The 13545-nt window shown below is 29.7% G+C and carries 12 protein-coding genes; all 12 read right to left on the bottom strand.

Translation table 11 applies throughout. From position 1 onward, the window contains the following. Positions 1–4: 4 nt before the first annotated feature. Entirely contained in the window at positions 5–382 is a 378-nt protein-coding gene (locus L8V79_RS01535) for a chemotaxis response regulator CheY (protein WP_039619063.1), read from the bottom strand. A 113-nt stretch (positions 383–495) separates the two neighbouring features. Further along, a complete protein-coding gene (gene pglF / locus L8V79_RS01530) occupies positions 496–2259 on the bottom strand; it encodes a UDP-N-acetylglucosamine 4,6-dehydratase (configuration-retaining) (RefSeq protein ID WP_263663429.1) in 1764 nt (587 codons plus the stop codon). A gap of 1 nt (position 2260) precedes the next feature. After that, positions 2261–3421, bottom strand: coding sequence for a UDP-N-acetylbacillosamine transaminase (pglE, locus tag L8V79_RS01525; RefSeq protein WP_263702242.1), 1161 nt, complete (start codon positions 3419–3421; stop codon positions 2261–2263). Beyond that, positions 3418–4014, bottom strand: coding sequence for a UDP-N-acetylbacillosamine N-acetyltransferase (gene pglD / locus L8V79_RS01520; protein ID WP_115646040.1), 597 nt, complete (start codon positions 4012–4014; stop codon positions 3418–3420). The genes pglE and pglD overlap by 4 nt, the downstream gene beginning before the upstream one ends. After that, positions 4001–4603: an undecaprenyl phosphate N,N'-diacetylbacillosamine 1-phosphate transferase gene (gene pglC / locus L8V79_RS01515; RefSeq protein WP_263702241.1), complete on the bottom strand. Its 603-nt coding sequence runs from the start codon at positions 4601–4603 to the stop codon at positions 4001–4003. Before pglC ends, pglD begins: the two co-directional genes overlap by 14 nt. Then, positions 4596–5723 (bottom strand): N,N'-diacetylbacillosaminyl-diphospho-undecaprenol alpha-1,3-N-acetylgalactosaminyltransferase, encoded by a 1128-nt coding sequence (pglA, locus tag L8V79_RS01510; RefSeq protein ID WP_257938870.1) that lies wholly within the window; start codon positions 5721–5723, stop codon positions 4596–4598. Before pglA ends, pglC begins: the two co-directional genes overlap by 8 nt. Further along, complete coding sequence (locus tag L8V79_RS01505) at positions 5720–7858, bottom strand: STT3 domain-containing protein (RefSeq protein ID WP_263702240.1); 2139 nt, start codon at positions 7856–7858, stop codon at positions 5720–5722. The genes pglA and L8V79_RS01505 overlap by 4 nt, the downstream gene beginning before the upstream one ends. 1 nt (position 7859) lies before the next feature. Continuing rightward, complete coding sequence (locus L8V79_RS01500; protein ID WP_263702239.1) at positions 7860–8960, bottom strand: glycosyltransferase; 1101 nt, start codon at positions 8958–8960, stop codon at positions 7860–7862. Between the two features lies 1 nt (position 8961). Then, positions 8962–10026 (bottom strand): glycosyltransferase, encoded by a 1065-nt coding sequence (locus L8V79_RS01495; RefSeq protein ID WP_263702238.1) that lies wholly within the window; start codon positions 10024–10026, stop codon positions 8962–8964. Beyond that, positions 10023–11717, bottom strand: coding sequence for an ABC transporter ATP-binding protein (locus tag L8V79_RS01490; protein WP_263702237.1), 1695 nt, complete (start codon positions 11715–11717; stop codon positions 10023–10025). Before L8V79_RS01490 ends, L8V79_RS01495 begins: the two co-directional genes overlap by 4 nt. Then, a complete protein-coding gene (gene galE, locus L8V79_RS01485) occupies positions 11711–12697 on the bottom strand; it encodes a UDP-glucose 4-epimerase GalE (RefSeq protein ID WP_039626879.1) in 987 nt (328 codons plus the stop codon). Before galE ends, L8V79_RS01490 begins: the two co-directional genes overlap by 7 nt. Positions 12698–12755: 58 nt before the next feature. Beyond that, positions 12756–13535 carry a 3'-5' exonuclease gene (locus L8V79_RS01480; RefSeq protein WP_263702236.1) on the bottom strand — a complete coding sequence of 260 codons (780 nt, stop codon included), beginning with the start codon at positions 13533–13535 and terminating at the stop codon, positions 12756–12758. Positions 13536–13545 lie beyond the last annotated feature (10 nt).

The raw sequence follows: 13545 nt of genomic DNA, 5'->3' as shown, positions 1-13545 counted from the left end.
ATAATCAGCCTTCGTTTGTTCCTAAAACATCTTCAAGTTTTTCTTTTAATACTTGAGGTGTAAAAGGTTTTACAATATAGTTATTTACACCTGCTTTTAAAGCTGTGATAACTTCTGCCTTACCACCTTCTGTAGTTACCATGATAATAGGCATATCAGCATATTTTTCTTCCGCTCTTACTTTTTTTACTAATTCTAAGCCGTTCATTTCAGGCATATTCCAGTCAGTAATTAAAATTTTAATATCATCATTTTGTGAAAGCAAATCCCAAGCTTCAACTCCATGTTCAGCTTCTAAAACATCTTTGTGACCTAATCTTACAAGAGTGTTTTTGATTATTCTTCTCATGGTAGAACTATCATCAACTACTAATAACTTCACTTTTTTTCCTTTGTCTTGATGTAATTACATAAAAGTGTAATTGTATCGTTTTTATTTTTATTAATCAATTAAAAGTTTATATTATACCATTTAAAAATAAAATTAGAATTTAATCACTCTCCATTTTTATTGTGATTAAACTCAGGCACAATTTCCTTTAAAACTTTTGCAGGATCTGTGCTTTGGAGTAATCTTTCTATTTCTTGATTTAAAATTTTTAAATCTTTAATTTCACTAGTGGTAACAAATATACTTTCATATTGAGTTTTCAAATCATCTTCATGGATTAAAAGCTCTTCGTAAAGTTTTTCACCTTTTCTTAGTCCAGTGATTTTAATTTCTAACTTTTTATTAGAAAGTAAAAGCATTTTTTTAGCTAAATCCATGATTTTAACAGGCTCACCCATATCAAGTACAAATAACTCCCCACCTTTTGCAATAGCCGCAGCTTGTAAAACAAGTTGTACAGCCTCATCCACAAGCATAAAATAACGCACTATATCAGGATGAGTAAGAGTAAGTGGCTCATTAGCTGCAATTTGAGCTTTAAATTTAGGTATAACACTTCCACTTGATCCTAAAACATTACCAAAACGCACACAAGCTACTTCAAAATTTTCACAACTTGAGCTTAGTGCATAAAGCTCACAAATTCTTTTTGTACAACCCATGATATTAGTTGGTCTTACAGCTTTATCAGTACTTATCATAACAAATTTAGCAACCTTGTAAGTTTTTGCAAGATCGATTAAATTTTTAGTACCTATGATATTATTTAAAATAGCTGAATGTGGATTTTGCTCACACAAAGGTACATGCTTGTAAGCTGCTGCGTGTAAAATCAAATCTATATTTTTTTCTTGTAAAAGTTTTTCTAGAGCCTCTTTGTCTAATATACTCATCATAATAGGTTCAATTTTTTCTTTATGTAAGCTTAATTCTTCATTGATTTTATATAAATTATACTCACTATGATCAAGCATGATTAAGTGTTTTGCGCCAAATTTAATGCATTGTTTACAAAGCTCGCTTCCTATAGTCCCACCAGCCCCACTAACTAAAACTACCTTATCTTTGATAAAATCAATCACGCAAGCATTATCTAAATCTTTTGGTTTACGCGCTAATAAATCTTCGATGCTTATATCTCTTGCTTCATTTTGTGTAAAAGAAAAAAGTTTTATATCATTAATCCCATAAGCAATAAGCTCATCAAAAAGCTTTTTGAGTTCTTCTTGCTCAAGTTTTAAAGCAATGATAGCAGTATGAATACCTTCAGCGGTATATTTTCTAATAGCTTCTTTTTCTTCAACTATAAATTTATCACAATAAGTACCTATTAAATTTTTACGCTCATCTACCACAGCTACGGGGAAAAGTCCTAAGCTTCCTTCTTTGGCTCCTTTTAATAAATGTAAAGCCTTTGAAGTAGCACCAACTACTATACAAGGATGTTCTTCATTATATTTTGGTTTTCTAAAATCAACTATCATTCTTTTGCTTATACGCAAACTTCCAATTAACATGCAAGATAAAACAAAGTCTATTCCTATAACGCTTCTTGGAAAAGGGTTAAAAAAATCATCATAAAAATAATAAATTGCTAAAAATACAAGTTCAGCTAAAGCTAAAGCAATGACTAATTTACGTGCTTCATTAAGTGAGAAAAATCTCCAAGCAACTTGATAAATTCTAAAAAAAGCTAGAAAAATGATTTTAAGTAAAATCAAAATCACAGCACTTTTAAACATACCTTCATAAAATTCACTTGGGATGTCTGCACTAAAGCGTAAAGAAAAAGACAAATAAATACTTATAACAAAAAGTAAAATATCAGCGCCTAGGAAAAAACCTAAGCGTTTGCTTTTATAATCCATCTTAGTCCTTTAAGGTGTTTAAGATTAAAGTAGAAACTTCCTCTACATCAGCTTTACTCATAGTAGTTGCGCTTGGAAGGCAAATTCCATTGCTAAAGAAAAACTCACTATTGCCATTTAAGTAAGCATCGCAGCCTTTGTAAAGTTCTTGTAAATGCATAGGCTTCCAAAGCGGACGACTTTCGATTTTGTTATCTTTTAAAACTTGTATGATTTTTAAAATTTTATCTTGAATTTGAACATTTTTATTTTCACATATACAATGTTTTTCATAAGTATTAAGTTTATTTAAATCAAAATCAAGTAAGGCAGTACTTAGCCAGCGATTTGACTTGGTATTTTCAAGTTCATCTAAAAAAGTAAAAGTTTCACTTAAAAATTCTTTATACCAGCTATAAATTTCACGCTTTTTACTTACTCTTTCTTCTAAAACTTCCATTTGAGCAGTACCGATTGCACCTAAGATATTGCTCATTCTATAATTATAACCATATTCTTTATGCTCATAATGAAGACAATTTTCTCTAGCTTGAGTGCTATAAAATCTTGCTTTTTCAAGATTAGCATGATTTTCACTCACAAGCATACCGCCACCACCTGTTGTGATGATTTTATTACCATTAAAAGAATATACTCCAAAATCCCCAAAAGTACCTAAAGCTTTATTTTTGTAAAAACTTCCCAAAGCTTCAGCAGCATCTTCGATTAAAAAAATCTCATTTTCTTTACAAATTTGGACAATCTCATCCATTTTAGAAGCATTACCATAAAGGTGTGTTAAAATAAGAGCTTTTGGCTTTTTAGGACTTTCTTTGATGGCTTTTTTTAATAAATTTACATCTAAATTATAAGTTTCATCACAATCAATAAACACAGGCGTAGCATTCATGTAAGAAATAGGTGCTACTGAAGCTATGAAAGTAAAACTTGAAGCTAAAACTACATCACCTTCTTTGATACCTAAAACTCTTAAAGCTAAATGAATGGCTGCAGTTGCTGCATTTAAAGCAAGTGCATTAGAGCTTTTTGTATAATCTTTAATACTTTGTTCTAAGGCATTAACAAACTCGCCCAAAGGTGCTATATAATTACTTTCAAAAGCTTTGTGTATGTATTCTAATTCTTTTCCACTCATATGTGGTGCTGATAGAAAAAATCTCATTTTACCTCCTTTATTTTCTTAGCAGGAACTCCAGCATAAATACCTTTAGAAGTTAAGTTTTTAACCACAACTGCTCCTGCGCCTAAAGTTATATCATCATTTAAACTCATACAAGGAATAACGCTTGAATTAACTCCCAAAAAACAACGCTTTCCTATTTTTACATTTCCTGTTAGCTTAGCTCCAACGCTAATATGGCTAAACTCATCTACAAAACACTCATGCTCAATCACACAAGCAGTATTTAAAATCACACCTTTTGCAATGCTAGCTCTAGCATTAACTACGACATTTGGCATGATTAAAATACCCTCATCATCTAAAAAAGCACTTGGACTAATAATAGCACTTTTGTGTATCAAATTTACTAATCTAAATCCATCTTCTTTTGCTTTTTTGAAAAGTTTTTCTCTAATAGAGTTTGCACCAATAGCAATAAACATATCGTGTTTTTCTAAGTTGGAGTGATATTTTAAGCCTTTATTATCATCCAAAAAGATAATTTTTTCATACCCTAAATTTCTAGCTACATCAGCACAGACTAAACCATGCCCACTAGAGCCATATATATAAATACTTTTAGTTGTGTCCATTGAATTTATCCGTTGTAGCTACTCCTTCTTTATTAACCCCACTTCTTTTTAAAACTTTAACAATGGTCATAAAAAAGATTTTAAGATCAAATAAAAAAGAGCAATTTTGCACATATTCTACATCATATTTAAATTTTTTCTCCCAAGAAATAGCATTGCGTCCATTAATCTGAGCCCAACCTGTAATGCCTGGTCTTACATCGTGGCGTTTTTTTTGCTCTTGATTGTATAAGGGTAAGTATTCTACAAGTAAAGGTCTTGGGCCTATGAAGCTCATGTCGCCTTTTAATACATTAAAAAGTTGTGGTAATTCATCCAAGCTCAAGCTTCTAACTAGCTTACCAAAAGGCTTTAGGCGTAATTCATCAGGAAGTAATTCTCCATTTTCATCGGTTTCATCACTCATAGTTTTAAATTTATAAATATAAAAAATTTTTTCATTTAATCCTGGTCTTGCTTGTTTAAAAAGCACACTTCCTTGAACGATTTTTAAAACAATACCTATAAGCACTATAAAGGGTGAAAAAACAATCAGCAAAATCAAAGCCAAAAAAAAGTCAAAAACACGCTTTAAACCATTTTTATACATTTGTAAAACCCCTATAAAAGTCAAGATATTTCAAAGCTATGATATTTTCATCATAATTTTGTGCTCTAAGAAAAGCATTTTGCGCTAAAGTATTTTTTAGTTTTTCATCTTCTAATAAAACTGCGATTTTTTCAGCTAAATCTTTACTATCTTTGCATTTACAAATTAAACCATCTATGGCATTATCCACTGCTTCAATGCAACCTTCAGCATCACTTACCACACATGCTTTTTTACAAGCTTGTGCTTCTAAAACCGTTCTTGGATAGCCTTCTTTATAACTTGGTAAAACAAAAATATCGCATAAATTTAATAAATGTGCAATATCACTTCTTGTACCAAGATAAAAAACATCACTTGAGTTTAAAAATTCTAATGGTGCACAAGATTTATTATCATCTCTTCCACCTACCAAAACAAAATTTGCCTTATCTTTTAAAATTTGGCTTGCCTCATAAAATTCTTTAATACCTTTATGCCAAAGCGCTCTTGAGATCATTAAAACGATAGGTTTATCAGGCATATTGTGTTCTTTTAGAAAAGCTTGTTTTTCTTCTGTGCTAATTTTTAAAGGTAAAAATTGTTTTAAATTTAGTCCTACGGATTTGATGATTTTGATTTTTTCTTCTTTTAAGCCTAAATTTTTCATAAATAAAGCATTGCTTTCATTGACAAAAATAAAACCATTAGCAAGTTTAAAAGAAATTTTATAAAGTAAATTAATGCTCATTCTTACTAATTTGCTTTTAAAATCATCATCTATATAAAAACTTCCTAAGCCCTCAACTAAACCAAAAGTGTATTTAACACCCGCCATTTTAGCTGCTATGATACCTGTTGTATTGCTTTTGTGAGCGCTTGTTTGCAAAAGATCTAAATTTAAACTTTTGAGTGTATTTTTTAAACTAAGTAGATTTTTAAAAACAATCAAAGGATTGACACTTGATCTAGCTAAATCATAAAAGCAAACCTTATAACCTAGCTCTTGTAATTTAATAGCAAAATCATCTTTTGGAGTGATGATTATAACTTCATGATTATTTTTTTCTAAAGCTCTAATGAGTGCAAGACGAAAATAATACACACTCATTGCACTGTGAGTTAAAATTCCTATTTTCATCTTTTTAGCCTATAAATTTTTGCTCTTGCATCATTAGTGACTTGCTCAAATAAATCTTGATCGTATTGATTTAATAAAAACATTTGTATATAAGCACTATTATAAAGACTTTCATCTAAAATCACAAAGCTTTTATATTCTCTTAAAAAGAGCAAATAAATTTGAGCTTTTGAATCAATTTCATTGTAATAAAATTTGCCATTAGTGATGGATTCTATATCCACAAAAGCTTTTAAAGATATGCTTGCACCTTCTACTTTTAAGGCTCTAAAATCATTAATAATTTCTACTCCATTATCAAGCATAACAGAACCTGTAGTTTTATCTTGAGCTATAGCATTAGCTTGGGAGAAAAATAAACTTTTTTCTTGCTCTCCATTGTCAGGATTTGTATTTGCAAATTGTGCTACCACAGGCATGATACGCAACATTCTATAAGGCATGTAAATATATACATCTCTTGTTTTATTGGTATCAAATTTAAAATTTTTATCATTTAAACTTTCTAAAAAATCTTTAGCACTTGTTTGGTTATAATCTTTTACCATAGCTTTTAAAACATCAGGATAATTTTCTTTGAAAGATTTTTCAGTGTATTCTACGCTAAGTCTTGCCATATTGGCTGCTGGAATTTGTTCTTTACTTAAGACAAAAGATGAGAAAAAATTATCTTTTCCTAGGTGTTTTCCACCATCGATTAAGGTTTTTACATCGCTATAATAGCGTATTGGATAACCATAATCCCACCAAGCAACAACATAATCTTCTCTTTGAGCTTTATTTTTTAAATCATTTAAAATACTAGCTTCATAAGAAGTAAAAACAGTAGAGGATTTATAATAATAAATATGCATTAGGGCAGGACTTATACTAAAAAATGCAATGAGTATGAGCAAGATGTTTTTATTTTTTAGATTAAGTTTGATTTGTTTTTTTTCTAAAAAATTAAAAAATGTATATAAAAAATACCCAAAACCCAAAGCCATCACAGGAACTGCATAAATGGTAAATCTAAGTCCAGCTCTTAAAGCCATAAAACCTAGTGCAAGCATAGGTAGAGCCAAAAGCATACTTTTGTGATCTTTGCAAAGTAAGATAAAACCTATAAAAGAAAGGATAAATACTAAAACACCAGAGCTAATTCTTTGCATAAACACTTCAGGATCGATAGTATTTACTTCCATAATGGTTTCATTGACATTAAAATACACAAAGGCAGCATCTTTTAAATTTTGCACATCAGAAGCTTTGAAAACATAAAATTTAAGTTGATATAAAACAGGATCTAAACCACCGCTTAAATGTAATATCAAAATGCTAATAAAAATTAAAGGCCAAATCATATAAAAATTAATTTTTTCTTCTTTAAAAGCAAAAATAGCAAATAATAATACAATCAAAGCAAGTTTATATTGCCATGCTAGCATACTTAAAGCTATGATCATCAAAGCAATAGCTAGATAAAAAATCTTTTCTTTTCTATGAAATACTAAAGTATAAAGTCCAAAAAGTCCTATCATAGCAAAATTTAAAGAATAACTTGATGGATACCACCATAAATAAATCATGATGAAAATTGGACTTAAAAGTAGGGTGAAAATGTCTTTATTAATAGTTAAGCGTATAAAAGTAAGTAAAATAAGCATTGGTAAAACTAATACTAGCATATCTGTATCATAATACCCACTCATAGTGCGGTTGTAATAACTATTTGCAATGCTTCCAAGTAAGGCTGCTATAAAGCCATAGGTAGTGAGTTTATATTCTCTTGCGATTAATATAATAGGCACAACAATCAAAGAAGCAAAAAAAGTACTCATATATAAAATAATACTTTCAAAGCTAAAAGGCAAAATACTATAAAGCCAATAAGTTAAAGTAGAAAGTGAGCTTCCAAAATAAGATAAGTCATTAGGTTGATGAAAACCTGCTATCATATCTCTTGCACCTTCTGCAAAAGCATAGCCATCATTAGTAGTAATCATAAGTTGATCGTTAAAGAAAAACTCATAAAACTCACTTGCCCAAGCTACCCAGTATAATCTACACAAAACACTAAAAGCAAAGGCTATAAGGATCAAAATACAGGTATATTTTATAGAATTATTATTAGTGAAATTTTGTCGTAGTTTCATTTTATGCCTTGTTGAAAAATTCAAATAATTGCTTTGCTATACTAATTTTATCAAATTCTTTTGCACGTAAAAAAGCCTTTTGTCTATACGAAGTTTTTAATGCTTCATCATTGCACATTTTTTCCAAGCCTTCTTGCATGGCTTTTTCATCATCTACTTTTACTAAAAGTCCAAACTCATTATCTAAAAACAACTCCCTTGCGCCACTTTTATGATCAGTGCAAAGCACAGCAGTATTACAAGCTAGACATTCGATTAAAACATTAGAAAAGCCTTCAAAACTTGAAGCAAAAGCAAAAAAATCACATTTACTCATGTATTTATAAGGATTTTTATCAAAACCTAGTAAAAAGATTTTGTCTTTTAAATTTAAAGTTTCTATTAAAGCTAAAAGCTCATCTTTTAAAATACCCTCGCCTAAAATGACTAATTTTAAATCAGTTTTAACTTTTGCATAAGCTCTTATAAGCATAGCATGATTTTTACCATGATCAAGTCTGCCAACGCTTAATATAAAAGGATCTTTAAAGTTTATTTCTTCTTTAGATTTTTCTATAATGTTTTCTAAGTCTATGGCATTGTATAAAATATCACATTTTTTTGCTTCTATATTGAAATTTTGTATTAAATCTTCTTTGTTTCCTACAGAATTTGCTAAGATTAAATCTGCCTTATTATAAAGTTTTTTAATAAGAAATTTATTGATAAAAGAATTTAGATTATTATGTTTATAAATCACACTTGGAGTGGTGCATTCATTGATAATAAGGGTTGATTTAAGTCCTAGGGATTTTGCCATTAACGCAATATAATTAGGTCTATTTAATAATACAAATTGCAAGTTGATTTTTAAATCTTCACAAAGCTTTTTGTATTTCATAGCTAGCAAGGGTAGTTTTAAAAATTTAGCTAAATTACTTTCGCTTGGATTTGATTTTTCAAGGTAGTGGATATTAACTTCAGGAATATCATAGGATATTTTATCATTCATTAAAATCAAATGTACTTCATATTTTAAATTTAATACAGGTAATAGCGTAGATACAACCCTTTCAGCACCACCGCTTCCTAAAGAATAAATAAAAATTGCTAGTTTTTTCATGTTAAACCCTTACTTCTTTGATCAAATCAAGCCATTTTTGTGCTACATTGGCTACTTCATAATCTTTACATCGCTGCTGTGCATTAAGCGCTAGTGTTTTTCTTAAATTTTCATCTTGCATTAAAAGGGCGAGTTTTTCGCTTAAAGCTTTTTCATCATCTAAATCTACCAAAAATCCATCTTTTCCATCATCAATTAAATCTTTATGGCCGCTTGTGTATTTAGTGCTAATACGCGCTACTTGATAATATAAACTTTCAAGCAAAACTGTTGGCAAGCCTTCTATGAAAGAGCAAAGGCAGATTATTTTTGCTTTTTTATAAAGCTCTTGCATATTTTCAACTTTACCTAAAAAATTAACCTTGATATTTAAATTCTTAGCTTCTTGTTCTAAATCTTGTCTTAATTTTCCATCGCCTGCTATGAAAAAATTGTATTGTTTTTGTAAATTTATATCTAGCCTTGCTATGGCTTTTAAAAACATAGAAGCATTTTTATTATGATCAAGTCTGCCTACGAAAATGACATTATTTTCTTTTTTTAAATTTTCTTTAATAGGGCTAAAATGACAAGGATTTGGTATATTGATAACTTTTTTAACAAAGTTTTCATAATAATTTTTATCATCATTACTTAGCACAGTTAGAGCATTTGCATGAGGAAAACTTATACGGCGTAAAAACTTCCAAATTTTAGATTTTAAATAAGTATAAGAGCTATGTTCGCTAATAATTAAAGGTGTATTGGAGCCTTTATTTGCCCAAATGCAAGCGATGTTAGTGGTATCTAAAAATGAGATAAAAACATCGCTTTTATGGTCTTTAAGTGCTTGTTTTAAGGCTTTGAATTTTTTAATGCGTGAGGCTATTTTATTATAAAGAGTGGAAAAGTCAAACTGCTCTAGGGTAAAAAGTTTGATTTTTGGATCAAGCTTGTAAAAAGAGTCTTCTTTGTGAAATTTAATAATATTTATTTCATGCTTTTTGCAAAGCTCATTAGCTAAAGTGACCAATACTCTTTCAGCACCACCTGAATTTAAAGTAGCTATGATGAAAGTGATTTTCATACTTGTTCCTTTAAATGCCCATGTTTTACTTCAAATACTCTATCACAACCTTGTATGGTTGAGAGCCTATGGGCTATGATGATGAGGGTTTTATCTTTTGAAATTTTATAGATTTCTTCCATGATTTTTGCTTCACTTTCTTGATCAAGAGCGCTAGTTGCTTCATCTAAAACTAAAATTTCAGGTTGTTGATAAAGCGCTCTTGCTATGGCTATTCTTTGTCTTTGACCCCCACTTAAAAACGAACCTGAGTCACCCACCTTAGTATGCACTCCATCTTCAAGTGAATTTACAAAGCTTTCAAGATTAGCCTGCTTGATTACCTTATGTAAAAGTGCTTCATCTACTTCTTCTCCAAAGCTAATATTTTTAGCAATAGAATCATTAAAAAGATAAATTTGTTGAGGTATGTAGCCAATTTTACTTCTAAAACTTTTTATATTGCTCTCATCAAGCTTAATTCCATCTACAAAAATAGCTCCATCGCTTGGTTTTAAAAGCCCTATGATAAGATCAACTAAAGTACTTTTACCACTTCCACTTTTACCTATAAAAGCGATTTTTTCATTTTTATTAAGCTCAAAATTTAAATTTTTAAATAAATTTTTCTTGCCCTTATAAGCAAAGAAAAGATTTTTTAAAACGATTTTTTCTTTAAATTCAATACTTTCATCACCCAGTTTTTCTTCTTTTTCATTGAGCATATTATAAATAATATCTAAAGAGTTTTTATAATATGTGATTTCATTATAACTTGTGATGATACGATTAGCACTTGGCATAAGCCTATAAAGAGCTACTACGAAAATAGTGATAGTTGCTAAGATAGATGAAATATCACTTTCATATCTTAAAACTAAATATACCACGATAAAACAAAGCATACAAAAACCTATACCTTCAAGGTAAATTCTAGGAATGCTTGACATGCTTTCATTGCTAATGTTTGCTTTGGCAAAAAGCCCACTTTGAATTTCATAAAGCTTTTGTGTGCTTTGTTCTTTGGTTTTGAGTTTGATGATTTTAAGGTTGTTTAAATTTGCATTTAAAATTTCAAAATAATTTTTCATCGCCTCTTCTCTAGCTATGGAAGCTTTTTTTACCAAGGGTGAGAGAATTTTAATCAAAATAAAAGCATTTAAAAGTAAAAAAGCACTTAAAGCTAGGGTGATTTTATAGTTGATAATTAGCAATAAAGTATAAAGTAAAAACACCACAAAGCTTTCACTTAGCATAAGTAAAAACGCACTAATTAAAGTGCTTAAATGAAATACTTCTTGAGTGATAGTTTTTAAAAGTTCTGATTGATTTTTATTAGTAAAATTTTCATATTCAAGATGTAAGTATTTATCAAAAATACGACAAGCAAGGCTGTGATAACGCCCTTTAGAAAAACGCGCAAGCAAATGAAAATAAAAGGCATTCAAAAAGGCTCTAAAAATATAAAAGGCGATTAATATGCAGCCAAAATAAGCAATAATCTTATAACTTGGTAAATTTAAATACTCATATATAGGTTGAAAATAGGAGCTTTTTTCTAAAAGCTCAAAATTACTCGCTACCGATACAAAAGGCATGATTAAAGAAATAGCAAAGCTTTCTATGAATCCTATAAAAATAGAAAAAATTAGCAAAGTAAATAAAAATTTCTTATCATGAGCATTGAGTATAAAAAAAAGTTTTTTTAACACTGTTTTTCCCACTCATAAGCACTTTTGCAGATTAATTCTAAATCATCATATTTTGGTTTCCAATTAGTTAGGGTTTTGATTTTATCAGCATTTGAAATAAGCACTGAAGGATCCCCAGCTCTTTTTGGTGCAAGTTCTACTGTGAAATCTACTCCGCTTACTTTTTTCATAGTTTCAATAACTTCTTTTACGCTAAAGCCATGTCCATAGCCTACATTGAAAATATTACTTTCATTGTTTTCTAAGTATTCTAAAGCAGCTAAATGCGCACTCGAAATATCATCAACATGGATAAAATCTCTAATACAAGTACCATCTTTAGTATTATAATCATCGCCAAAAATATAAAGCTTTTCTCTTTTTCCTGTGGCTACTTCGGCAGCAACCTTGATAAGTAAAGTAGCTTTTGGATAGCGTTGACCTATAGGATAACTCATGCAAGCACCTGCTACATTGAAGTATCTTAAAATGCAATATTTAAATTCAGGATTAGCCATATTAGCATCTTGTAAGACTTTTTCACTCATTAGTTTACTTTGTCCATAAGGATTAATCGGTGCCAATGGACTTTGCTCATCTACAATAGGAGTTTGCGGCTCTCCATAAGTAGCTGCGGTTGAAGAAAAAATGAATTTTTTCACACCTGTTTCTAAACAAGTTTGGATTAGATTGCTTGTATTTGCGGTATTGTTCATATAATATTTTAAAGGATTTTCCATACTTTCAGGAACTTCAATACTAGCTGCAAAATGCACAATTGCATCAAATTTTTCTTCTTTGAAAAGTTTTTTAATCCCAGCATAATCGCTTAAATCTTGCTCAAAAAACTTAAAAGGTCTGATTTTAGAAAGTTCATCTAAGCTTTTTTTACTGCCTTTTGAAAGATTATCTAATACACAAATTTCATGATTTGTTTCTAAAAATTGTTTTAAAGTATGAGAGCCTATGTATCCTGCACCACCGGTGATTAAAATTTTCATTTTTATCCTTTTTGTGATATTTAATAATAGTTATTTTAATATACTTTTCTTAATTAATTTAAAACTTGCTCTTTTCTTTTTCTATGGCTTCTAAAAATGGCTCTTGATAGCTTTTATCACTATGTTTTTGCAAAAGTTCTTCTTTGAAATTTTCTAAAATATTAAGATAATCTTCTTGGGTTAAATTAGCTTTGATGAGTTCGTATTTTAAAAATAGCATATAGGTGTTTAACACATCACTCTCGCAATACTCGTGAATTTTTTCTAATTTGTTTTGATAAAAAAGTTCTAATACTTCATTTCCATGCACATCAAACTTTCCAGGAAGTCCTGCCATAGCACAAAGTGTGTCAAGTCTTAAGCCTTTTTGGCCAAAACTTCCTAAAGATTCTAATAAATCACAATGTTTATTTTCTACAAATTTACTTTTGTAGTTATTCCATTTATCGCTTGCGTCTAAATAAGCACTTGCGTTGATATTGTATTTTAATGCTCTTATAATAAGCAAAGGCATGTCATAGCTTTTACCATTAAAACTTACAAGGCGGGGTTGGTGCTTGTCTATGAAGTTAAAAAACTCTTCTAACATTTGCTTTTCATTTTCACCTTTGATTTTATTGACTTTGATGAAATTTCCAAATTTATCTGCAATCACTGCACAAATGCTTACAACTTTATGAAAAGGCAGGGGTAAAAATTCACTTCCGCTTTCTTCTTTTTGTCTTTCTAAAGCTTGCTTGCTAATGCTTAAATCATCGCCATTAAAATCATAAAGATGTTTTATCAATTCTACATCAGGAATACTCTCACAATCAAAAACGCAAATATATTCTTGCATGATAAACCTT

Source organism: Campylobacter sp. IFREMER_LSEM_CL2194 (genome assembly GCF_025771685.1).
In the GTDB taxonomy this organism is placed as follows: Bacteria; Campylobacterota; Campylobacteria; order Campylobacterales; family Campylobacteraceae; genus Campylobacter_D.
Note: the sequence above shows the minus strand (reverse complement) of the source record. Positions and strands in the feature narration are given on the sequence as shown.

Coding starts and splice junctions, on each gene's coding strand:
- L8V79_RS01500 (WP_263702239.1), bottom strand. CDS start 8,960: ATGAAAAAACTAGCAATTTTTATTTATTCTTTAGGAAGCGGTGGTGCT.
- pglE (WP_263702242.1), bottom strand. CDS start 3,421: ATGAGATTTTTTCTATCAGCACCACATATGAGTGGAAAAGAATTAGAA.
- L8V79_RS01480 (WP_263702236.1), bottom strand. CDS start 13,535: ATGCAAGAATATATTTGCGTTTTTGATTGTGAGAGTATTCCTGATGTA.
- L8V79_RS01505 (WP_263702240.1), bottom strand. CDS start 7,858: ATGAAACTACGACAAAATTTCACTAATAATAATTCTATAAAATATACC.
- pglD (WP_115646040.1), bottom strand. CDS start 4,014: ATGGACACAACTAAAAGTATTTATATATATGGCTCTAGTGGGCATGGT.
- pglA (WP_257938870.1), bottom strand. CDS start 5,723: ATGAAAATAGGAATTTTAACTCACAGTGCAATGAGTGTGTATTATTTT.
- pglC (WP_263702241.1), bottom strand. CDS start 4,603: ATGTATAAAAATGGTTTAAAGCGTGTTTTTGACTTTTTTTTGGCTTTG.
- galE (WP_039626879.1), bottom strand. CDS start 12,697: ATGAAAATTTTAATCACCGGTGGTGCAGGATACATAGGCTCTCATACT.
- pglF (WP_263663429.1), bottom strand. CDS start 2,259: ATGGATTATAAAAGCAAACGCTTAGGTTTTTTCCTAGGCGCTGATATT.
- L8V79_RS01495 (WP_263702238.1), bottom strand. CDS start 10,026: ATGAAAATCACTTTCATCATAGCTACTTTAAATTCAGGTGGTGCTGAA.